This is a genomic window from Clostridium sp. OF09-36, from assembly GCF_003481985.1.
Lineage (GTDB): Bacteria > Bacillota > Clostridia > Lachnospirales > Lachnospiraceae > Brotaphodocola.
Genome location: NZ_QUMD01000016.1, coordinates 44,170 through 65,310 on the forward strand (window position 1 = coordinate 44,170; position 21,141 = coordinate 65,310).

The following is a 21,141-nucleotide window of genomic DNA, read 5'->3' on the forward strand; positions in this document are numbered from 1 at the left end:
TCTCTCTTTCTGTTTCTTTTATTACCACTTCACATGCGCATCCATAGCGGCTTTCAGCTGCTCCATGGCCTTCACGATCGTGGCACGCGGACATGCCAGGTTAAAGCGCTCAAACTGCGCAGTAGCTGGTCCGAAGACCTTGCCGCAGTCCAGCCAGAGCTTCGCTTCGTCTACCATCAGATGCTCCAGCTCCTCGTCGGTAAATCCATACCCGGAAAAGTCCACCCAGGTCAGATAGGTGCCCTCTGGCTCTACAAAGTGTGCTTTCGGAAAGTTTGTCTTCACAAAATCCCGCATATATTCCATGTTTCCGGTAATGTACGCAAGCAGCTCATCGACCCACTGTGCGCCCTTTGTATACACAGATTTTACGGCAACCTGGCCCATGATATTGCCCTGACTGTAACCGGCTGCCGCATTGGCCTTCCGGTAAGCGGCGCGAAGCTCCGGGTTTTTGATGATGATGTTAGCTGGCTGGAATCCTGCCACGTTGAAGGTTTTGCTTGGTGAGGTGTAAAGCACCAGATTGTCCTGATACTTCTCATCCAGCGTCATAAAACTGGTAAAATGATGTCCCGGATAAACAAAATCACAGTGGATCTCATCGTCCATCATGATGACATGGTGGCGCAGACAGATATCGCCCATGCGCTCCAGTTCTTCCCGGCTCCACACTCTTCCTACCGGGTTATGCGGGTTGCACAGGAGAAATACCTTTGCTCCATGCTCCACGATCTGCCGCTCAAAATCTTCAAAGTCAATGGTGTATCTTCCATTTTCATAATGAAGCCGGTTGTTCACAAAAATTCTGCCATTGTCCACGATCACCTCGCGGAACGGGTAGTACACCGGCTGCTGGATCAGAATCGCATCGCCCTCTTTGGTAAATGCCTTGACGCCCGTTGCAAGTCCATACACCACGCCGCAGCCCACGGTAACCATTGCCGGGTCTACATGATATCCATGACGGGTAAAAAACCAGTGATCCAGTGCATCATAATATTCCTGATCCGGATCGGTATAACCAAAAATCCCGTGACCGATCCGCGCATGAAAATCTGCCAGAATCTCCTCTGGAAGCTTAAAATCCATATCTGCGACCCAGAGCGGGAGAAGGTCTGTGCGCCCTTTTCTCTGCATGCCAAAATCATATTTTAAGCAGCTGCTCCCGGTCCGGTCAACCACTTCATCGAAATTGTATTTATTTCCCATGTTCTTATCCTCCTACTACGCCTTCCCGTTCCAGTCGCTCAGCTTATTTAATCCGTCCTTGCTTCCGGAAATGTATGCGATATCGCCCTTCTTGAATGCATAATCCGGCGTGATGGTCTCGATCAGCCTGCCTTCGCTTTCCACCGCAATAATGTTGACCCCAAAGCGTCCGCGCAGATTCGCCTCCAGAACGGTTTTTCCTACGATCCGCTCCGGCATGATCATCTTGGAGATGTTTAATTTTTCACTTAACTGGATGAAGTCCAGCATGCGGACTGCCTCCAGCCGGTGCGCCAGACGCACTGCCATATCGCGCTCTGGATACACCACCTGGGCTCCGATCTTCTCCAGGATCTCACCGTGCTCCGCACTGGCTGCCTTGGAAATGACGGTCGGCACGCCAAGACTGACCAGATTCAGCGTAGTCAGAATGGAAATATCCAGCTGCTCACCGATGCAGACTACCGCAACGTCACAGTTCTGGATTCCGGTTTCCGAAAGTGTTTTCTTATCCAGCGCGTGAACGACATACGCATTCTCTGTATACTCCCGCAGCTCCCGCACCTTTTCTTCTTCGCGGTCCAGCACGACCAGGTCTGCCCCGGCTGCTGCCAGCTCCAGCGCCAGCGCATGTCCAAACCGGCCAAGACCAATGATGCCATAGGTGTTTTTCCCATTACTCTTCTTTTTAAACATAGCTTCTTGCACCCTTTCTTCTGACAGGCGCACCGTTTCGTGCCACCTGTCCTTCCATATTTCCATTCCACAACATCAGGACAGCAGAATCAATAACCCGTTTGCCCAACATCGCCAAATTCCGCTCTGGTCATCCGATCGCGATATTTCCTTCCGGATAGCTGACCCGCTCGCCCTTCGTAAAATACCATAACGATGCGATTGTCAGCGGTCCCAGCCTTCCGATAAACATAATCAGGATCGTTAAGATTTTTGCCGCGTCACAAAGTCCCGGCGAGATTCCGGTAGAAAGTCCTGCCGTTCCAAACGCACTGCTGATCTCAAACAGCGCATCCATAAACGGGACTCCCGGCTCCAAAATTACCAGGATATACGTTCCGGTCAGCACAATGCCAAGTGCCAGCAGCGTAATCACTGCTGCCTTGCGGAACGCATCGGCCGGTACCGCATAGCGGAATGCCTTCTCCGATGTGTTGGTTGCCGAGGACTTAATGCCCTGAAACAGCACAAACGCCGTCGTCGTCTTGATTCCGCCTCCCGTGGATCCCGGAGAAGCACCGATCACCATCAGCACGATCACCGTCAGCAGTCCGGCATTCGAAAATGACCCAAGCGGGAACGTTGAAAAACCGGCCGTTCTTGCGGAGACACTGGTAAAGAAGGCCCCCATCCAGGTAATGTCCTCGGTCAGCTTCAAAAGCACGGTTCCTGCCACAGTCAGGACCAGACTCATGCTTAAGACCACCTTGGTATGCATGGAAAACTTTTTCCACCGGAACCGCTTGTCGATCACCTCGCGGATCACCAAAAAGCCGATTCCGCCAAATATGATCAGCGCACAGGTCACCAGGTTTAAAAATACGTCATCCTGATATGGGATCAGGTTCTGCATGTTTCCCAGAATGTCAAAGCCGGAGTTGTTAAACGCCGCCACCGAATGAAACAGGCTGATCCCTGCTGCATGAAGCGGGGAATAGCTTCTGGAAAACACCAGAAAGCTTAGAGCCGCCCCAATCAGCTCAAAGGTCACTGTCGTAAACAGCACCATCCGCACAAACCGGACCACCCCTTTTCCGGAATCCAGGTTCGAAGCCTCCCGGATCAGGTTTCTGGCCTTTAAATTGATTTTCTTTCCCATCGCCAGGATCACACCGGTTCCCACAGCGGTAACCCCCAGTCCGCCGATCTGGATCAAAAGTCCAAGAAAGAACTGTCCCAACGGCGTAAATGTATCTCCCGCATCCACGGTCAGAAGTCCGGTCACACAAACCGCACTTGTTGACATATAAAGTGCGTCAATGTAACGCACCGTAACCCCATCCTGAATGCTGCAGGGCAGACTTAACAGGATAGAGCCGATCAAGATCACCAGGCAAAGCCCATGGAGATGATCCGCACCGGGGACTGCTTTTTTAGAAAATTCATGATTTTACTCACCTCACTTCCGCGCGTTTTCTTAGGCATTATATCATACTCTATCGAAACCGTGGGCAAAATTTATCACAGTTCTTCCGATGCAAACGCAATAAACGCCTCCATTTCCCGGGTTTTAAATTTATTTTTGTGATAAAAGATCTGCCGGTACATGGAAATTTCTACCTGCTCTACCTCAATCACGGCCAGCTTTCCGTCCCGGATCTGCTGCTGCACGGCAAACAGCGGAAGAAACGAAAGCCCGTGTCCCTGTTCCAGCATCTGAATGATAAATGCCGTGTCACTGATCTCTAAAACCGGGGACAGTGCGCGGTGGCAGCCCGCTAAGTGCATGTCCAGCGCCTGGCGGTAGTTGGCATTTTTCTCGGTCAGGAAAAACGGTTCCTGCAAAACATCATCCAGATTTTTTCTTCCCAAAAGTCCATGACTCTCTAAAAATCCCGGCGATGCCACAAACACAACCGGCTCTGCCTGCTCCATGGCCTTCACCCAGTTTTCATTCCATCTGGGTGCGTCCAGAATGTAGATTATATCCAGAAGATCCTGCTCCATCATGCGGATCAGTTCCTCCGGAGTCCCAACGGTGATCTGGAATCGCACCTGCGGATGCAGTTTCCGGAATTGACTGACGATTGCCGGAAATTTAGCCGTGCAGATGGACTCGATCGTCCCGATATGCAGTGGATTCTTTAATTCTTCATCTTCATGCATGGAAAGCCGGGTACGGCTCACCTCGTACAAAACCCGGTTCGCATGCTCCAGAAATTTTCTTCCCTGTGCAGTCAGGATCACCTGCTTTCCCATCCGGTCAAAGAGCCTGGTCCCCAGCTCCTTCTCCAGCAGGCGGATCTGGACCGTCACTGCCGACTGGGAATAGCCAAGCTGCTGCGCCGCCCTGGAAAAGCTCTGCAGCTGCGCCGCCTGCACAAAGGTCTGAAACTGGCGCAATTCCATACTTCACACCTCTTTTCTTTTGTTTTATCAAAAATTTCACGAACTCTCTACATTTTTGCAGTATAATCGTTGCGAAAAGCACATTATTTTATATCTTCTTTCACAATCTATGATTGAAAAATTTTCAATACCATTATGAAAACTATGAATTTGATTCATTCATATTACCATGATATAATGCCCCTGCGAAGACGTCAATCGCCATTTTTCTGAAATCTGCACCAAGCGCAGTTGTCTGCCCAGCACGCAGACAGCCACAAACAGCAGATTTCCAAACGATTCACATTTTTGTTTTTGGAGGGAATTTACAAATGGAAAAAAAGAAATTTAAAATGGGGCTGGTACCGAAGCTGATCCTGGCAATCATCATCGGTATCTTATTCGGACAGTTTCTGCCGGAGGGCTTCTGCCGCCTGGTCGTAACACTGTCTGGCTTTTTCAGTAACTTCTTAAAATTTATCATCCCGCTCATGATCCTGGCTTATGTAACCATGGGTATCGCAGACCTGTCACAGGGCGCCGGAAAACTGCTTCTGATCACCGTTGCCCTTGCATACAGCTCTACCCTGATCGCAGGCTCCGCATCCTTCCTGGTTGCAGAAAACCTGTTCCCGAGCTTTATGAGCGCAGATGCATTAGACCAGATCGCTGCTACCGCAGAAGTATCCCTGTCTCCGTACTTTATCATCACCATCCAGCCAGTCATGGACACTCTGTCCGCAGTTGTGCTTGCCTTTGTTTTAGGACTCTGCCTGTCTTCCATGCGCGGCAAGGAGATCGGAGATACCCTTTACAATGCAATCAAGGATTTTTCTTCTATTATTGATAAAGTCCTTCACAATGTCATCATCCCGCTGCTGCCGCTCTACATCTGCGGTACCTTCACGGATATGACCATTTCCGGAAAAACCTTTGCAATCCTCGGCATCCTCTGGAAGGTATTCCTGGTTGTCATTGCCATGCATTTGATCTGCATTACCATCCAGTTTATCATTGCAGGAACCATCAGCAAGAAGAACCCGCTGACCCTGATTAAAAACCAGTTTCCGGGTTATGCAACTGCACTGGGAACCCAGTCTTCCGCAGCGACCATTCCGGTTAACTTACAGTGCGCAGCCAACGATGGCGTCTGCGAGCAGATCCGTAACTTTGTCGTTCCGCTTTGCGCAAACATCCATATGGCCGGTTCCATGATCACCATCACAGCCTGCGCTACCGCAGTCTGCCTGATGAACCAGCTGCCGATCAGCCTTGCTACCGTTGTTCCGTTCATCATGACCCTGGGCGTTGCCATGGTTGCTTCCCCAGGTGCACCGGGCGGCTCCATCATGACCGCACTGCCGTTCCTCTACATGGTATTCGGCACCACAGCCGGAGACCCGAACGGCCCGATCTGCGCGATCATGGTTGCGCTTTACATCACACAGGATTCCTTCGGAACTGCCTGCAATGTTTCCGGTGACAATGCCATCGGCGTAATTGTAGATACAATTTATCGCAAATTTATCATAAAAGAAACTCAGGAGGCTTAACATGTCATTTATCAGTGTTTTCGATGTACTTGGACCGAACATGATCGGTCCCTCCAGTTCTCACACGGCAGGCGCTGCCCGCATCGGTTTCCTCGCCCAGAAAATGATCGGTGGAAACGTCATCCGGGCTGATTTCACCCTGTACGGCTCCTTCGCCAAGACCTATCACGGACATGGAACCGACCGTGCGCTCCTCGGCGGCATCATGGGCTTTTCCACCGACGATATGCGCATCCGCAATTCGTTTGAGATTGCGCAGGAAAGTGGTCTGTCCTACACCTTCACCCCGAATGAGACGGAAACCGAGATCCATCCGAACACTGTGGACATCTCCATGACAAACAAAAACGGACAGACCATGACGATCCGCGGAGAGTCTCTTGGCGGTGGCAAGGTGCGCATTGTCCGCATCAACGGTGTTTCGATAGACTTTACCGGCGAATACAGCGCTGTCATTGTTGTCCAGCAGGATAAACCAGGAGTAGTTGCCCACATCACCAAAGTCTTAAGCGACCGCGGTGTCAACATTGCTTTCATGCGCCTGTTCCGTGAAGCAAAGGGGCACACTGCCTACACCATCGTAGAATCCGACGGAACACTTCCGGAAGATGTAGCAGAAAGCTTAAAAGAAAATGCAAACGTACACGATGTGATGATCGTACAGATTTAAGGAAGGGAGAGTGACAAGATCATGGATTTTAAAAACGCAAAAGAACTTTTAGAATTATGTCAGAAACAGAACCTTCCGATTTCCAGGATCATGCTGAACCGGGAAATAACCGAAGGCGAGATGCCAGAAGAAGAGGCGCTTAGCCGTATGGCCCGCGCCCTGGAAATCATGAAAGAATCTGCCCGCACCCCGATCAAGACACCGGTGCGCTCCATGGGCGGCCTTATCGGCGGCGAAGCAGGAAAGCTTGCCGCACACCAGGCTGCAAGCCGCAACATCCTGGGTGAAGTGCTGGAAAAAGCCATCACCTGCGCGGTAGCTGTTCTGGAAACCAATGCTTCCATGGGTCTGATCGTAGCTGCCCCAACCGCAGGTTCTGCCGGAGTAGTTCCGGGCATGCTGTTATCACTTCAGGAATGTCATCACTTTTCCGATGAAGACCTGGTCAAAGCACTGTTCAATGCCGGTGCGATCGGTTATCTGGCGATGCGTAACGCAACCGTAGCCGGAGCAGTCGGCGGCTGTCAGGCCGAGGTCGGCATTGCATCCGCCATGCTGCTTCCGCTGCCGTAGAGCTGTTCGGCGGTAGTCCGAAGCAGTGCCTCGATGCTGCCACCATCGTTCTGATGAATATGCTGGGACTTGTCTGTGACCCGGTCGGCGGTCTGGTCGAATACCCGTGCCAGAACCGCAACGCAGCCGGTGTGGCAAACGCCTGATCGCAGCCGAGATGTCCCTGGCCGGACTCTCCCAGCTCATCCCGTTCGATGAAATGTTAGAAACCATGTACACCGTAGGCAAACGCCTTCCGGCAGAACTGCGCGAAACCGCCATGGGCGGATGCGCGACGGCACCGTCCGCATGCGCGGCATGTCATATGTGCAGCTAAAAATAAACAATATCGTTAACGTAATTCCGCACAGTCCTCCTGTCAGACAGACTGTGCCCGTTCCGATTGAAAGCTTTCCGGCCTGTGCTGCTACCTTGTTTACGATGGAATCCACCACGGCGTAGGCAATGTTCTCCCGCGGCTCTCCCGTAGCCGGTGGCTACGATCTTCATGCTTTCCCGTTTTATGCCTTCCGCTTCCAGCTTCCGTAAGATTTCACCGGCCGTATCGACGCAGCTCCAGCCTGTAGGCTGGAGCATGCGTAAGCAGATATTCTGTTTGTCATCCATGACGATCGTTTTGGCAGAAGTAGAACCGATATCGATGCCTGTAAAATATGTCATATGCAAATTCCTATCCTGTTTCAATCCTTCTTGTTTTCCCGGATAAACCTACAGAACCGGGGTCCATGCCAGTCCGTAGATTTCCTCCACATCATCGGTGGAAGTGATCAGGCCAAGACGGACATACTTCTCAATGATTTTCTTCAAAGATGCACCAGTGCACTCATCGGAAAGACCAAACTGCAGGGCATTGTTGATCATGACGTTCATGTCAAAATCGCCGCCGTTCCAGCCGCGGTCAAGAAGCAGTTTGGTTGCCTCGTCCGGATTTTCACGCATCCAGGAATGTGCTTTCTGGATTGCCTGGGTGATCTTCTTTGCGATGATCGGATTCTCCTGTACAAACGTGCGGTTCATAGCAATCACACAGCAGGCATCTCCTGCGAAATCCTCATCCTGCAGGGAACGGATGCATTTTAACTTTCCCTCTTTCATCATGGCATACGCAAATGTATCACTTAACAGGGCTGCGGAAATCTCACCGCGCTCCATAGCTGCCACGCAGGCATCGGAAGAAACCTGGGTCAGGGTCACATCGCTCAGCGGATCAATGCCATCTGCATCCAGCAGGATCGAAGTGATGTTGTAGTCAGAAGCACCGATTCCGTTCGGTACGGAAATCTGGGTTCCCTTTAAATCTTCGGTTGTATTGTACGGGCTGTCTGCCAGTGCGTAGAGAGATTTACAGCCGATATGTGCGCCTCCAACGAAAGTAAGATCCACATTGTTGGTGATTGGAACGATCATGGTAGCGATATGGCCGACTGCTACGGTTGCCTGGCGGATTCCCAGTGCCTCAATGTAGGAATTGCCTTTGAAGCCTTCTGCGGTCAGTCCTGCCTCTGCATAGTAACCAAGGTCATCTGCCACGGTCGGGCCGGAGGTACATCCGTCAGACATGTAATACAGGACCGGCTCACCATATGCCGGTTCGCTCTCCATGGCTTTTTTCTCTTCCTCAGTCGGAGTCAGGTCAAAGTCTGCCATGTCGATCGCACGGCCTTCCATATCTACCGGGGTAAACAGTGCTTCCCATTTTCCTGCTGCAAAGGCATCTGCCGCATTCATATGAACATCCGACACATTGACCTCAACCTCAACACCGTCCTGGCCCATCTCGATCTGTCCATCGTTATTCAAATCTCCGGCAAGCTGCTCTTTCTCCGTTGCCTTCGTCTCCTCAGCCTGCTTTGCCCCTCCGCATGCAGTCAGAGACAGTCCCATGGAAAGGGACAAAAATAATGCAAGTGATCTGTTTGTTTTCATAATATCTTCTCCTTTAATAAAAAAATGATCTATTTCTCACCGGCAAAATGAAGCCGGTTTAAAATCATGTTCCGGTACGCGATAAAGCCTTGCGAAGAACGGTTTCGCGGGAAATCTTCTTCGATCCTGATATCCGCGATGATCCGTCCCGGGTTTGCATCCATGACAATGACACGGGTTCCCATGTAAATCGCCTCATCCACATCGTGGGTTACCATCAATGCAAGCTGCCTCTTTTCCCGCCACATAGACAAAATCTCATCCTGCATGTTCATGCGGGTAAACGCATCCAGCGCGCCCAATGGTTCATCCAGAAGCAAAATCTGCGGCTGGCTGATGAGCGTCCGCACCAGCGCCACGCGCTGCGCCATGCCTCCGGAAAGCTGTCCCGGGTAATCATTGCGGAAATGCCGCAGGCCGATCACATCCAGCATGTGTTCCACCTTATCCTCATTTTCTTTCAATTTCCCCTGTGCTTTCAGTGGGAACGCAATGTTTTTCTCTACGGTGAGCCACGGAAACAGCGTCGACTTCTGAAACACCATGCCCCGCTGCGGGGATGGTCCGTCTACCTCGTTTTCATTCACGGTTACGCTTCCGAGCGTCGGCCGGATCAGTCCCGCCACCAGACGCAGCACTGTTGATTTTCCGCACCCGGATGGTCCTACCAGACTGATAAACTCCCCGCTTTCCATCTCCAGATCTACATGATCCAGCGCATGGGTTACTTCATCCTGTTCTACCTTTGCGAAGCTTTTGGATACTCCATTCAGCTTCAGCACAACGTTACTGCGATCATCCATAATTCTTTTCCGCTCCATTCTGCCATCTGAGCACATGGCGTTTGATCCGGTCTAATACCTTGGTGACTACGGTAAAGATGAAGCAGATCACAAACAACGCTGCAAACATCTTATCGTAGCTGGCCCAGGACTTGCTCCAGTTCATATACCAGCCAAGTCCTGACTTTACTCCCAGCATTTCAGCGATCATGATCGCGGTGCAGGAGCTGCTCATAGCCTGGGTACAGCCCGAAAGGATCGATGGCATGGCATGCGGGATCGCCACGCCAAAGATCAGCCTGCGCTCGCTTGCCCCAAGCGTCCTCGCCGCGTCAAAATAATCGCGGTCTACATTGGCTATGCCGTTCATGGTCGCAACCGTTACCGCAAACCACGATCCCAGCGCGATGATGAACACCGCTCCGCCAAACAACGAGGAGGCAATGACCATCATGATCGGGATCCACGTTGAGGTTGGGATCGGTCCCAAAAATTTAATCACCGGATCGATCCAGTAGCGGGCTTTCCGGGAATACCCGCAGACAATTCCAGTTACAAGCCCAAGCGCTACACCGGAAAAATATCCCAGGAACAAAAGTCCCAGGGTATGCACCGTGCAGTCCAGGATCATGGCCCGGTCGATCCACGCAGCATTCAGGATAAAGTTGATACAGGGAACAAACGGCTGAGTCAGGATCCCGGTTTTCAACGTCAGATAATCATATCCGGTAAATAAAAGAAATAAAGCCGACCAGAGCGGTGCCCGGTACCGGAACCGCTCAGACATTTTTTTATCGCCTGATCTGCGCTTCCATGCTGCAGCGATTCCACAGATATCGTAAACCAGGATCAGCAGCACCAGAAATCCAAGATAGGTGTTCGGATTCCGGTTGGTGCTGTTGTCCGGGATCAGCAGATATTCCAGGATTGCAAGCAGTCCGCAAACATTGGGCAGACACTGGATCAGGATATCAAACGCCTTTTCCAGCTCTGTTTTTTCTTTCGCTTCCAGATCTTTTAGTTCCTGACGGGTCAAGTCTGCCATTTTCCTCTGTTCCTGTCTGGAAAAATTATCTTCTTCCGTTCTGCAGCCTGACAAAATTACATTCTTTTTCTTCTCCATGTTTTTCCACCCTGCAACTTTTGTAACACGACTGTTCATGCATGCGCACACAGTCCTCCTCACTATAATAGTTCCAGAAACGCCTCAATACGCGTTGCCAGCTGGCCGCTGTCATTCTGGGAATAATCTGTTTCAATCGCCAGATACGGCACATGCTTTTCCTTTGCAAGCTGCCGGATCGTATAAGCTTCCACCGTGTACGGCGTGCAGGCCTGCAGATCAATCTCCACGATCCCGTCGATCTGGTATTCCCGGATCAGCCGTTCGATCAGCCCGATCCGTTTTGTGTTCGGAGTCATGACCGAACAGCCGATTTCTAAATACCGGGCAGCGATGGCCTCCACGATATCTTCCGCTTCCGTATCTACCATCTGAAATGCCGCCTTGATTCCGCTGCAATTTTCAAAGCAGACCACAACTGCATCGCTCTCTTCCATGGTCTTTACGGTTTTCTGAAGAACACCGCCAATGGGACAGCCTGTGACCAGAATTCTCTTTTTTCCCGCAAACTGCTCTGGAAGATGATACCCCATACCTTTTTACCCATGTTTTCTCATTTATTCTCAATAAAATGTAACATAAATTTCCCGGAATGAGAAATTGTATCTATCAATATATCTCCATGATTTATTTGATTTTTAAATAAATTAGAAAAAAAAAGAACTGCCCACGATGGAGCAGTTCTCTCTGAATTTGATACAGATTCTGTTTTGACGGCAGGATCAGGTTATCGGTGCCGGGTTGAAGATGCACATGTCGTTGTGGAATCCGTACTGGTCGCTGTATGGCTGCTTGATTCCGCTTGCCACATCCAGGATCATGTCGAAGATTTCCTGTCCAACATCTGCGATGGTCTTTTCGCCAGTAGCTACGTCACCTGCAGAGATATCGATCAGGTCGAACCAGTGGTTCTTTAACTCGTTACGGCTGCAGACTTTGATAACCGGGCTGATATCCAGACCATACGGGGTTCCGCGTCCGGTCATAAATACCTGAAGACCGATACCACTTGCAACCTGGCTCGGTCCGCAAACGATGTCGCTGGCCGGGGTTGCTGCATAGATCAGGCCGTGCTTGGTCGGCTTCTGAGCCGGGGAAAGTACTTCCACGATCTGGCTGGTACCGCTCTTTGCGATACTTCCCATTGCTTTCTCTACGATATTTGCAAGTCCGCCTGCCTTGTTACCAGGAGTCGGGTTTGCGTCACGGCCTACGCCGCCCTCTGCAAGGTACTTGTCGTACCATTTCATCTCTTCTGCCAGACGGTCACGAGTATGGGCATCCGGGCAGCGTGCTGCAAGCATATGTACGCCGTCACGAACCTCGGTAACCTCACTGAACATTACGGTTGCGCCACCGCGAACCAGCATATCTGCTGCATAACCGGCACTCGGGTTAGCGGAAATACCGGAGAATGCATCACTGCCGCCGCACTGCATACCAATTAACAGATCGCTAAGCGGAAGCTCCTCACGGGTTCTCTTGTTCAGCTTCTGCAGTTTCTTCTCTGCCATTTCAAGGATTGCGTTCATCATAGCGTCATGACCAGCATAGTCCTGAAGAGTCAGAACGTTCTCCGGGGTGATATCCTCCGGCGGAAGTACGCGGTCATAGGTCAGCTTCTCGCAGCCAAGGCCTACTACCATGATCTCACCGCCAAAGTTCGGATGCCGGATGACATTGGTGATCGCACGGATCGGGATGTAAGCTAACGGTGCGTTGATCGCAACACCACAGCCATACGGATGGGTAACTGCTACAACACCATCTACATTCGGATACTTCGGAAGCAGCTCTTTCTTGATGCGCTCTACTGCGACCTTTAATACGCCAGCCGCACACTGAACGGTGGTTACGATTCCCAGAAGGTTTCTCGTACCTGCCGGACCCTCGGCATTACGGTAACCCATCCAGGTGGTTCTGGTCGGCATCGGAAGCTCCTCCATCGGAACCAGGTTAGTGCCGTACTCCATATCGTCTACAGACGGGCTCTGCGGGAGATCCAGCATATGCTCGTTGATCCAGTCACCTTTCTTGATATCGTTGATGGCATAGCCGAGAACAACACCGTAACGGATGATCTCGCCGCCTGCCGGAATATCGCACAGGGCAATCTTGTGAGCCTGCGGGATGTCCTGATTGGTCACAAGGCCTTCCATAACTTCGGTTCCAGCCTTCAGATCCTGAACGGCTACAACGACGTTATCCTGGTCTTTGATCTTGACATACAAACGTCCCATACATTTCCTCCTTCTTCGTTTCACGCTGGCACACGGTACAGAATTTCGGTTTTTGTGTTGTGCATCCGTGACATCCAGCGCTTTAACTCCTTGTTGATAATCCCATTATAATACAGGAAATGTCATAAGTAAAATTAATTCTTTTTTTGAAAAGCTTAGTTTTTGTAAGTTTTCAGTTGCTTATTCATATAAGTTCAGTACGATTTTTGTAGAGACATCCTTCGCTGTCCCAGTCCGCTTATCTACCTCGAGGTTTTTAATGTGCTTCCGATCTCATCCGGACGGTCTTCCTTCTGGATCACCACCGTATATTTATACTGGCTGGAGCTGTCTACGTTATAATGTAAGATCTCATCTTCTGAAATTTCCCGGTTAAACCAGCCCTTCTTGTTTACTGCATTCTCTACCAGATAGCAGACCGAAGTCTGATCCAGTGCCGGATGACTGTTCCATACACCACTCTCCGGGTCCAGATAATACCAGACACCACCGATCTTCTGCCAGCCCGTCGCATAGCTTCCATCGTCCTCTGCGTAGGTCCAGTCCCCGTTTTCAGCCTGCTGCCACTCTGCCGCATAAGCTTTCATCTCGGTTTCCGTACCCACTGCAAAAACAACTGCACTTCCGATTGCCAGCAAACATGCTCCTGCAAAAATTCCTCTCATGGTCTTTTTCAATTCTTTCTGTTTCAATTTCATAATGATCGCCCTCTTCTTTCACTCTACCTGATTCTAACAGACAAATATGACCTTTCTGTGAAAGATCGCTGCATTTTTTATTTTCCGGAAAGAAAAAGAGCCTTCCCCATAAAGAGGAAAGCCCTTTCGCGTATCTATCTTCGGAAAGCGATCTTTTTCAGAAAGCAGTCGTTTCTGGATCGCCATCTTTTCGGAAACCTGGAGGATCTGCTTACTTGCAAAGTTTCTTGAATTCATCTGCCACAAACTGTACCTGGGTTCCAATGATGACCTGAACAGAGGTCTTGCTCGGACGTATCACACCTGCCACACCGGCAGATTTGATGACTTTTTCATTTACCTTTGTGTAGTCTTTGACTTCCAGGCGGAGTCTGGTAATGCAGTTGTCGATGGATGCCACATTCTCCGGACCGCCAACACCTTCCAGAACAATCTTTGCGACTTCCGTGTAGTTGTTGTTGGACAGGGTTACTTTCGCTTCCTCTGTTTCATCATCCTCACGTCCCGGAGTCTTTAAATCAAATCTAGTAATTACAAAGCGGAACACAACATAATAGAGAACACCAACCGCCAGACCAACCGGGATCAGCATCCACGGATTCTCTGCCAGCGGAGTGAAGGAGCTGAGCACCATATCAACTGCACCGCCTGAGAATGAGAAGCCTGCACGGATCGGAAGTGCAACGGTAATGCCGGCAGTGATACCTGCTAACAGCGCATGTACGACGTAAAGGCCAGGAGCCAGAAACATGAAAGAAAACTCGATCGGCTCGGTAACGCCGGTAAAGAACGAACAGAATGCTGCAGATGCAAGCAGTCCGTAAACCATTTTCTTTTTGCCCGGCTTTGCAGTCTGGTACATCGCGATACATGCTGCCGGAAGACCAAACATCATGAACGGGAAGAATCCGGTCATGTACATACCAGTCTGTCCGTAAACACCGGTGTTGCCCCAGAAATTACTTAAATCATTGATTTCGGCTACATCAAACCAGAATACGGAATTCAGTGCATGATGCAGACCGAACGGAATGAGCAGGCGGTTGAAGAATGCATAAATGCCCGCGCCCAGAGCGCCCATGCCAATAAAGGCCTCACCCATGGTAACCAGTGCACCGTAAACCAGCGGCCATACAAAGAACAGAACCAGCGCTGCAACGATGGAATACAGCGCGGTGAAGATTGCAACGGCACGCTTGCCGCTGAAGAATGCCAGTGCATCCGGAAGCTTCACGTTTTTGTATTTGTTATAGCAGGTTGCACCGATCAGACCGGATACGATACCAACAAACTGGTTCACGATCTTGCCAAACGCCGGCGCTGCCTCATGCCCGGTAATACCAGCCACGGAACCGCTGCTTAAGAGCGTGGTGATCATGTACATGGAAACAAGACCTGCCAGACCAGCTGTACCGTCCGCATCATCTGCCATCCCAACTGCCACACCGATGGCAAACAGCCAGGACATGTTGTCGATCAGGCACCGCCTGCCTTAATGAGGAACAGACCGATGGAATAGCCAAGGCCACCCGCAGTAAACCCCTGAACTTCACCTGCCATTGCCGCAGGTGCCAGAATGTATCCGATTCCCATCAGGATACCACATACCGGAAGACATGCTACCGGAAGCATCAAAGCTTTGCCCAGTCTCTGGAAAAACTTCATCATAATGTAAAACCCCTTTCTTTTTCGCCTTTCGGCTTTTTTCTTTTTGTATTTGAACCACTCCCCAATGGTTGCAAATCATCTTTTGCTTGCGAAAGCAGACAGCAATCTGCACAACTGTATCACGTGCGCAGAATCTGAGCAATCGTATCAACCGCCGTTTTCGCTTCTTTTCCCTCCGCATGAATTTCAATCACACTGCCGGACGGCGCTTCTAATGCCATAAGCTCCAGGATACGGTCTGCACGCGCCGTTTTCTCCCCATAAATAAGCGATAAGTCCGCGTCAAGCCTGGTCGCCGCCGCCATAATGCGTGCACAGTTCCGTACATGAAGTCCCTCCGGATCTTCCACCTGTACCGTTGCGTATTTCATACTAAAACAGTCTTCCTTTCGTTACCCGCATTCGTGCATGGAACATCTGATTCTTGCTTTTTATAAAGAAATAACCGGATCTCCTGCTTTTACCACCATTCCGGTACTGCATACCATATCCGGGAAATCCGGTGTATTGCAGACGATCACAGGCGTCACAACATCATACCCGGCTGTACGGATCTGTTCCAGGTCTGCCGTGATCAGAAGATCGCCCACCTGTACCCGGTCTCCCTGCTTTACGTGCGTCTGGAAATACTGACCCTTTAACTGAACCGTATCCAGACCAATATGAACGATCAGTTCTGCACCGTTATCTGCTTTGATGCTGACTGCATGCCCTGTTTCAAACAGCACCGTTACCTCACCGGATACCGGTGCACGGAATGCTCCTTCTGACGGAATCAGTGCAACGCCTTTTCCCAGGATTCCCTGTGCAAAAGCAGGATCCGCTACTTCGCTTAACGGAATCACCTTTCCCGCTGCCGGAGATAACACCTCTGCCTGTTCTTTCTTTCCTCCAAACATCTTTTTTAATGCCTGAAACATAACAAGTCCCCCTTCTTTTTGAAACACGATCCCAGTTTTTTCTGATGAGATCACATGATTCTGTATTTCAGATTTTATCTTCGCTGCCGCTAAACCGTATCCTTCTAATATGAACAGACAAATACGAGATTTCTTCCGCTGACACCCGATGCCCATAGGTCTGCAGGATAAATTCCTGGATTTTTCTGCCGCAGGCATATTCTTCCGGATACATCTGCCGGATCATGCATGGAATTCTTCCAGCCCGGTCCCTTCCTCCAGCGACTCTCCACTGTAGATCCGGTGCGCCAGGAAACGCAGATGGGTCACCATGCGACCATAGCTTGCTGAGTTCGGGTCCATTTCTATCTGAAAATATTCCTCTACCATCTGCAGTACATCGTGAATAATTTTCGTCATATCGATGGTGTCCCGCATCCGGGTGTTATACTCCGCATTTACAATATGAAGCGCAATGGACGCCGCCTCATCAACCGGAAATGAAATTCCCAGTCTGCGCTCGATCAGGTCAATGGCGAACATGCCAATGACATATTCCTCCCGGTAAAATGTCCGGATCTCACCCAGCAGCGGATTGGCAAACATCATCTTTTTCTGATAGCGCTCAATGGCAAAATTGATATGATCCGTCAATGTCAGATAAATATTATGATTTAATTTTTTGTCCATAACGCCTTTCGCGTACTGGATCACTTCGGCAGAAATCTGCAGACGCTCCGGCGGCAGCTTCTGTACCAGATTTTTGAACTGATCCATGACGTCCGGATTCTCCAGCCGGAACACTTTCTCAATCTGATCTTTTGGAATTTCCATACCGGCACGGATCTGAAATCCGATTCCGCGTCCCATCACAACAACTTCTCTGCCATTTTCCAAAGCACTGATCACATTGTTGTTGATCACTTTCTCTACTGTCATACCCATAACCCCACATAGACCAGTACACGCTCTGCCGTTCACACATGCGCGTCCAGCAACACTCCCTCTCACATTGTCCTGATCTATTTAAAATAAAAAACCAATTCTGAACAAATATCTGCATCACAAACTATCAAATACTGTTCAAAATTGGTTTTGCCTGCTTCCCAGTAACAATCCAAAATTGTTATATTCAAATCATGTTGTCTTAACTCTACCACATTATCTACAACACGTCAACCTGTTTTTGTTTTTTCTTTGTCAATTTTATACAATTGGCAAAATCTCTGCCTGTGAACAATAACCGCACTCAACCCACGCCGAAATCCGTGATCTCATACAGCACCTCCACAGCCGGATCATCCAGGAGCCACCGGTATTCCTTCATAAACCATCGCACTAGTTCCTCATCCTGTCGGATCGGAGTAGTATTGTTATTGTAGACATTCACGGTGCCCAGCTTGAAATACCGTTTTAAGTACTCGATATCCCGGGCGATCATCTCTTTCGTCTGCCCTTTGATTCCTACCATCAGACAGGGCGAATCGAAGTATCGCGCCACTTCCTCCGGACCGGAAAAATCGGCATGCTTGTTCAATACTTTTTCCCGGAAATCGTGATCAAACGTCTCCACGCCGATCTTAAAGACGATCGGCACCGGCATCCGCTTTCGCATCTCATCCAGCTTATGCCGGTAAATCCAGTGCGCTTCAAAAAACAGCTTCTGGATGTTCTTTTCTTTTATTACCTGTGCAATCCGGTCTAACGTCTGCTCCGGCAGTTCAAAACAGCTCGCCGAATCAATGACCTCCAGCACACCGAATTCCCCGGTTACCAGATCCAGTACGCGGTGATTCAGCTCCACCATAGACGCTTCATCCCGGCTGTTGTCTGCGATATAATCGCAAAATGCACACTTTCCCCAGGCGCAGGGAAATCCCTGTAAAAGACAGATTTCTCTCTGGTTCTTATTGGTTATCTTACTGTATCGTTCGGTTGGAATTCCCATAACTTCCCTCTTTCACTCTTTCCTTTTTATTCCGTTTCCAAAGTGTACGCAGATCCTGCGGAAGCACCTGCAGAACTGCCACAGCCAACGCAAGCGCGATCACCCGGTCCAGATAATCCGTTAAAATCTGCACTGCAAAAATACTTCCGGTCATGCCAAGCGGAGTTTTGGCAAGCAATTGCACCAGAATGGAAGACCCGGAAGAAGTCACACCGCCAAACAATACGGCATTGATCACAGAACTTACCAGCGTTCCTGGAACTGTGATCAGAAAAGCTCCGGTCAGAATCTGGCGTTTTCTGACATTCCGCTCACTGAGCAGACTCTTCATAACCATTCCGGCGATGCCCGCCATCAGTCCGGTGATCATACCGACCGGTGCAAAATACAAAGAATAAATATCGGTTGTCATACCAAGAATGATGCCGCTTAAGAGATTCGGCAGCATGCCGCAGAACGGTCCCATCCAGAGACCGGTTAAAATGGTTCCGATACTGTCTAAATAAATCGGCAGGCGAAGCATCAGCGCAAGCTGACCTCCTGCCACATTGATGCACACCGCCATAGCCAGCATGCAAAGCTGTAAGGTTGTCATGTTTCTAGTTCGGTTCATGTGTGTAATCCTCTCTTTTTCTCAAATTTTGTCTTGCCCTTCGTTATTCGATCTATTCAATCACAATGCGCTCATACCGTATTCCGCACCTGCTCATTCACGCCCACAAGCATCTCCAGCAGATCCAGCTTCTCCACCGGTATCTTCAAAATTTTTGAGAAAAACAGCTGAAAGAATTTCAGCACATCCACCTCGGTCAACACCCGTGCATTTGCCGGTTTCCGGTAAAAATGCATGGAATCCACAACCGTCTGGCCAATCGAAATCCCGCCTGTCTCCACCGCCGTGTAGGCATCAAACCCACTGCAGATGGAACGGTCCGCAAAATACGCCACCGCCAGCGGATCATTGATCACACAGCCGATCAAATGCTCCCACTCCCAGTGGAAATCAAAATAAAATTTCGTGATCGCCTGCACAAAATTTCCCGTTTCCGCATCCAGGCGCTTCATATATTCCAACAGGTTCGGCGTCAGCACAATCTTTCTTGTGACATCCAGTCCCACCATGAAAATCTTCTTTCCAAGTTCCGCCATTGTCTCATAGACCAGCGCTGCCGCATCCGGGTCAGCCCAGTAATTGTACTCTGCCACCGGGGAACAGTTTCCGTGGCTGCGGAAACTTCCACCCATGGAAACGATCTCATCGATCATTCCAAACGCTTCCCGGTCTGTTTCGATCATCCGCGCCAGATTCGTCATCGGTCCAAGCGCAATCACAGAACAGCCGCTGCCCTCTGCCGCACAGGCACGTACCTTTTCACATAAGAAATCTACCGCCGTCTGGCTCTGTTCATACCCTTCTACTTCTGGAAGGAAACTCTCACCGAGACCATCTTCCCCGTGCGTATCCAATGCATTTACATACTCCCGTTTGAGCGGCACCGCCTCTCCGCGAAACACCGGAATATCCAGCCGGTCCATCTGTTTCAATACTTTTTTCGCATTGCCTACTCCCATCTCCACCGGGGAATTGCCGCAGACAATGGTGATCCCTTCGACCTGCAATGTTTCCATAGATAATGCCAGCATGATAGCCAGGCTGTCATCAATCCCGGGATCACAGTCAATGATCACACGTCTCTTTTCTTTCTCCATTTTTTGCCCTCTTTCTTTGCAAAGACAGGGCCTGTTCCATATATTCTCTGCAAACTGCCAGAGCAGGTTTCTTTGAATGCAGGACAACAAAAAAGGTACTGTCTTTGCGTATTTTCTGAGGACCTCAGATAAACACACAAAAACAGCACCTTGTTCTTTGCAGATTGAAACGATTGCTATCATGATCCGCGATTCGTTATAATTATCCACAAAATCGTTACGGATTGCGAACGTTTTCCACAACTGTGCTTTGGTTATCCCACACGGTTCACGCATACGTGACCCCGCAACGGGATTGTTCTTTTGTCTGCCTAGTTTTTTATCCTGGGAGGTTCCCGAACCAGTCGGCAGAAAATATCTGCCATTTTGCTGCAGAAATAACTTTTAACTTTCTCCACAGCCGAGATAGTATAGCACAGAAAGGGCCAGGGCGTCAAATACATCTTTACTGCCAAATTCAGAATTTATCTACACAATATGATTTTCATAATCCTGCAATTCATGGAAAATTGCATCAATATGAACCATATCTTTTTTGATTCGATACAGCATAAAATATCTATGTGATAAAAAATTAATTCTTCGATATCCCAATTTTTGTAATTTCGGATTCTCACACAATTTGAGACTCGATGCCACCTGCTCCAACATTCTTTTCGTTGCATCGAAATCGTTTAGAAGATTTTGTGCTGCCTGGAAATTTTCTTTTTCGAAAAGAAGATATCTCACGAAATTATCTAAATCTCCTTCTGCATCTGATGTTACAACAACTTTATAAGCCATATTTTGCCCTCATCTCTGCAACCATCTCATCCGCACCTCGATACTCTCCGTGATCAGCATGTTTTCTTGCTGATTCCAGCTTTTTCATCACTGCATCTTCCGACAATTCCAGAAATGGATTTGCTGTTCTCTTCTTGATTTCAAATGGAAAACCATTATTCGCCACTGCCTGAGTAAGAAACATTCGAATTGCTGTTGTCGTATCAGTTCCTAATTCTCTAAACAAATTATCCGATTTCAATTTCAGTTCATCATCCACTCTTACCTGTATTGTACTTGCCATAAATACACCT

21 protein-coding genes and 3 pseudogenes are annotated in these 21,141 nt (G+C 49.5%); 3 read left to right on the forward strand and 21 right to left on the reverse strand.

The window, feature by feature from the left end; genetic code table 11:
* Window positions 1-21: 21 nt before the first annotated feature.
* The 4 genes and pseudogenes from DXA97_RS12750 to DXA97_RS12765 all read right to left on the reverse strand — a co-directional run bounded on the left by DXA97_RS12750 (window position 22) and on the right by DXA97_RS12765 (window position 4,296).
* Window positions 22-1,212 (reverse strand): MalY/PatB family protein, encoded by a 1,191-nt coding sequence (locus tag DXA97_RS12750; protein WP_118720481.1) that lies wholly within the window; start codon window positions 1,210-1,212, stop codon window positions 22-24.
* Window positions 1,213-1,227: 15 nt separating this feature from the next.
* On the reverse strand, window positions 1,228-1,908 hold the full coding sequence (locus DXA97_RS12755; protein WP_118720483.1) for a TrkA family potassium uptake protein: 681 nt from the start codon (window positions 1,906-1,908) through the stop codon (window positions 1,228-1,230).
* Between the two features lie 130 nt (window positions 1,909-2,038).
* Window positions 2,039-3,333, reverse strand: a pseudogene (locus DXA97_RS12760) (potassium transporter TrkG).
* 75 nt (window positions 3,334-3,408) lie between these two features.
* Complete coding sequence (locus tag DXA97_RS12765; protein WP_118720485.1) at window positions 3,409-4,296, reverse strand: LysR family transcriptional regulator; 888 nt, start codon at window positions 4,294-4,296, stop codon at window positions 3,409-3,411.
* 311 nt (window positions 4,297-4,607) lie between these two features.
* Here DXA97_RS12765 and DXA97_RS12770 point away from each other — a divergent pair, with 311 nt between their 5' ends.
* The 3 genes and pseudogenes from DXA97_RS12770 to sdaAA all read left to right on the forward strand — a co-directional run bounded on the left by DXA97_RS12770 (window position 4,608) and on the right by sdaAA (window position 7,387).
* Window positions 4,608-5,828: a dicarboxylate/amino acid:cation symporter gene (locus DXA97_RS12770; protein ID WP_118720487.1), complete on the forward strand. Its 1,221-nt coding sequence runs from the start codon at window positions 4,608-4,610 to the stop codon at window positions 5,826-5,828.
* A 1-nt stretch (window position 5,829) separates the two neighbouring features.
* Complete coding sequence (gene sdaAB, locus DXA97_RS12775) at window positions 5,830-6,498, forward strand: L-serine ammonia-lyase, iron-sulfur-dependent subunit beta (protein ID WP_118720489.1); 669 nt, start codon at window positions 5,830-5,832, stop codon at window positions 6,496-6,498.
* A 21-nt stretch (window positions 6,499-6,519) separates the two neighbouring features.
* Window positions 6,520-7,387, forward strand: a pseudogene (sdaAA, locus tag DXA97_RS12780) (L-serine ammonia-lyase, iron-sulfur-dependent, subunit alpha).
* Here the strand turns inward: sdaAA and DXA97_RS12785 are convergent.
* From DXA97_RS12785 to DXA97_RS12865, 17 genes and pseudogenes are all read right to left on the reverse strand, one after another.
* The gene (locus DXA97_RS12785; RefSeq protein ID WP_118720491.1) at window positions 7,384-7,731 is read right to left on the reverse strand and encodes a hypothetical protein; all 348 of its coding nucleotides are present in this window, start codon (window positions 7,729-7,731) and stop codon (window positions 7,384-7,386) included. The pseudogene sdaAA and the gene DXA97_RS12785 overlap by 4 nt on opposite strands.
* Before the next feature lie 48 nt (window positions 7,732-7,779).
* Window positions 7,780-8,997 (reverse strand): ABC transporter substrate-binding protein, encoded by a 1,218-nt coding sequence (locus DXA97_RS12790; RefSeq protein ID WP_118720493.1) that lies wholly within the window; start codon window positions 8,995-8,997, stop codon window positions 7,780-7,782.
* Between the two features lie 29 nt (window positions 8,998-9,026).
* Window positions 9,027-9,800: an ABC transporter ATP-binding protein gene (locus DXA97_RS12795; RefSeq protein ID WP_118720495.1), complete on the reverse strand. Its 774-nt coding sequence runs from the start codon at window positions 9,798-9,800 to the stop codon at window positions 9,027-9,029.
* Window positions 9,793-10,902 carry an ABC transporter permease gene (locus DXA97_RS12800; RefSeq protein ID WP_347561601.1) on the reverse strand — a complete coding sequence of 370 codons (1,110 nt, stop codon included), beginning with the start codon at window positions 10,900-10,902 and terminating at the stop codon, window positions 9,793-9,795. The genes DXA97_RS12795 and DXA97_RS12800 overlap by 8 nt, the downstream gene beginning before the upstream one ends.
* A 62-nt stretch (window positions 10,903-10,964) precedes the next feature.
* Entirely contained in the window at window positions 10,965-11,435 is a 471-nt protein-coding gene (locus DXA97_RS12805; protein WP_118720497.1) for a 2-hydroxyacyl-CoA dehydratase family protein, read from the reverse strand.
* Between the two features lie 189 nt (window positions 11,436-11,624).
* Complete coding sequence (gene garD / locus DXA97_RS12810) at window positions 11,625-13,142, reverse strand: galactarate dehydratase (protein WP_118720499.1); 1,518 nt, start codon at window positions 13,140-13,142, stop codon at window positions 11,625-11,627.
* A gap of 242 nt (window positions 13,143-13,384) precedes the next feature.
* Window positions 13,385-13,840 carry a hypothetical protein gene (locus DXA97_RS12815; RefSeq protein ID WP_118720501.1) on the reverse strand — a complete coding sequence of 152 codons (456 nt, stop codon included), beginning with the start codon at window positions 13,838-13,840 and terminating at the stop codon, window positions 13,385-13,387.
* A 211-nt stretch (window positions 13,841-14,051) separates the two neighbouring features.
* Window positions 14,052-15,508, reverse strand: a pseudogene (gene nagE / locus DXA97_RS12825) (N-acetylglucosamine-specific PTS transporter subunit IIBC).
* A gap of 119 nt (window positions 15,509-15,627) precedes the next feature.
* Window positions 15,628-15,879, reverse strand: a complete 252-nt coding sequence (locus DXA97_RS12830; protein WP_118720505.1) for an HPr family phosphocarrier protein — start codon at window positions 15,877-15,879, stop codon at window positions 15,628-15,630.
* Between the two features lie 60 nt (window positions 15,880-15,939).
* Entirely contained in the window at window positions 15,940-16,428 is a 489-nt protein-coding gene (locus tag DXA97_RS12835; protein ID WP_118542048.1) for a PTS glucose transporter subunit IIA, read from the reverse strand.
* A 67-nt stretch (window positions 16,429-16,495) separates the two neighbouring features.
* Window positions 16,496-16,654 (reverse strand): PRD domain-containing protein, encoded by a 159-nt coding sequence (locus tag DXA97_RS22260; RefSeq protein ID WP_347561602.1) that lies wholly within the window; start codon window positions 16,652-16,654, stop codon window positions 16,496-16,498.
* The gene (locus DXA97_RS12840; RefSeq protein ID WP_347561603.1) at window positions 16,651-17,346 is read right to left on the reverse strand and encodes a PRD domain-containing protein; all 696 of its coding nucleotides are present in this window, start codon (window positions 17,344-17,346) and stop codon (window positions 16,651-16,653) included. Before DXA97_RS12840 ends, DXA97_RS22260 begins: the two co-directional genes overlap by 4 nt.
* Before the next feature lie 310 nt (window positions 17,347-17,656).
* On the reverse strand, window positions 17,657-18,355 hold the full coding sequence (locus DXA97_RS12845; RefSeq protein ID WP_118720507.1) for a radical SAM protein: 699 nt from the start codon (window positions 18,353-18,355) through the stop codon (window positions 17,657-17,659).
* The gene (locus DXA97_RS12850; RefSeq protein WP_243107656.1) at window positions 18,327-18,968 is read right to left on the reverse strand and encodes an ECF transporter S component; all 642 of its coding nucleotides are present in this window, start codon (window positions 18,966-18,968) and stop codon (window positions 18,327-18,329) included. Before DXA97_RS12850 ends, DXA97_RS12845 begins: the two co-directional genes overlap by 29 nt.
* A gap of 71 nt (window positions 18,969-19,039) precedes the next feature.
* Window positions 19,040-20,065, reverse strand: a complete 1,026-nt coding sequence (locus tag DXA97_RS12855) for a nucleoside hydrolase (protein ID WP_118720509.1) — start codon at window positions 20,063-20,065, stop codon at window positions 19,040-19,042.
* Window positions 20,066-20,533: 468 nt separating this feature from the next.
* The gene (locus DXA97_RS12860) at window positions 20,534-20,848 is read right to left on the reverse strand and encodes a type II toxin-antitoxin system RelE/ParE family toxin (protein ID WP_118720511.1); all 315 of its coding nucleotides are present in this window, start codon (window positions 20,846-20,848) and stop codon (window positions 20,534-20,536) included.
* Complete coding sequence (locus tag DXA97_RS12865) at window positions 20,838-21,131, reverse strand: type II toxin-antitoxin system RelB/DinJ family antitoxin (RefSeq protein WP_118720513.1); 294 nt, start codon at window positions 21,129-21,131, stop codon at window positions 20,838-20,840. Before DXA97_RS12865 ends, DXA97_RS12860 begins: the two co-directional genes overlap by 11 nt.
* Window positions 21,132-21,141: the final 10 nt, after the last annotated feature.

Bases quoted from the DNA above. Each gene is read 5' to 3' on its own strand.
- DXA97_RS12750 (WP_118720481.1), bottom strand. From the start codon at position 1,212: ATGGGAAATAAATACAATTTCGATGAAGTGGTTGACCGGACCGGGAGC.
- DXA97_RS12755 (WP_118720483.1), bottom strand. From the start codon at position 1,908: ATGTTTAAAAAGAAGAGTAATGGGAAAAACACCTATGGCATCATTGGT.
- DXA97_RS12765 (WP_118720485.1), bottom strand. From the start codon at position 4,296: ATGGAATTGCGCCAGTTTCAGACCTTTGTGCAGGCGGCGCAGCTGCAG.
- DXA97_RS12770 (WP_118720487.1), top strand. From the start codon at position 4,608: ATGGAAAAAAAGAAATTTAAAATGGGGCTGGTACCGAAGCTGATCCTG.
- sdaAB (WP_118720489.1), top strand. From the start codon at position 5,830: ATGTCATTTATCAGTGTTTTCGATGTACTTGGACCGAACATGATCGGT.
- DXA97_RS12785 (WP_118720491.1), bottom strand. From the start codon at position 7,731: ATGACATATTTTACAGGCATCGATATCGGTTCTACTTCTGCCAAAACG.
- DXA97_RS12790 (WP_118720493.1), bottom strand. From the start codon at position 8,997: ATGAAAACAAACAGATCACTTGCATTATTTTTGTCCCTTTCCATGGGA.
- DXA97_RS12795 (WP_118720495.1), bottom strand. From the start codon at position 9,800: ATGGATGATCGCAGTAACGTTGTGCTGAAGCTGAATGGAGTATCCAAA.
- DXA97_RS12800 (WP_347561601.1), bottom strand. From the start codon at position 10,902: ATGGAGAAGAAAAAGAATGTAATTTTGTCAGGCTGCAGAACGGAAGAA.
- DXA97_RS12805 (WP_118720497.1), bottom strand. From the start codon at position 11,435: ATGGGGTATCATCTTCCAGAGCAGTTTGCGGGAAAAAAGAGAATTCTG.
- garD (WP_118720499.1), bottom strand. From the start codon at position 13,142: ATGGGACGTTTGTATGTCAAGATCAAAGACCAGGATAACGTCGTTGTA.
- DXA97_RS12815 (WP_118720501.1), bottom strand. From the start codon at position 13,840: ATGAAATTGAAACAGAAAGAATTGAAAAAGACCATGAGAGGAATTTTT.
- DXA97_RS12830 (WP_118720505.1), bottom strand. From the start codon at position 15,879: ATGAAATACGCAACGGTACAGGTGGAAGATCCGGAGGGACTTCATGTA.
- DXA97_RS12835 (WP_118542048.1), bottom strand. From the start codon at position 16,428: ATGTTTCAGGCATTAAAAAAGATGTTTGGAGGAAAGAAAGAACAGGCA.
- DXA97_RS22260 (WP_347561602.1), bottom strand. From the start codon at position 16,654: ATGATCCGGCAGATGTATCCGGAAGAATATGCCTGCGGCAGAAAAATC.
- DXA97_RS12840 (WP_347561603.1), bottom strand. From the start codon at position 17,346: ATGACAGTAGAGAAAGTGATCAACAACAATGTGATCAGTGCTTTGGAA.
- DXA97_RS12845 (WP_118720507.1), bottom strand. From the start codon at position 18,355: ATGGGAATTCCAACCGAACGATACAGTAAGATAACCAATAAGAACCAG.
- DXA97_RS12850 (WP_243107656.1), bottom strand. From the start codon at position 18,968: ATGAACCGAACTAGAAACATGACAACCTTACAGCTTTGCATGCTGGCT.
- DXA97_RS12855 (WP_118720509.1), bottom strand. From the start codon at position 20,065: ATGGAGAAAGAAAAGAGACGTGTGATCATTGACTGTGATCCCGGGATT.
- DXA97_RS12860 (WP_118720511.1), bottom strand. From the start codon at position 20,848: ATGGCTTATAAAGTTGTTGTAACATCAGATGCAGAAGGAGATTTAGAT.
- DXA97_RS12865 (WP_118720513.1), bottom strand. From the start codon at position 21,131: ATGGCAAGTACAATACAGGTAAGAGTGGATGATGAACTGAAATTGAAA.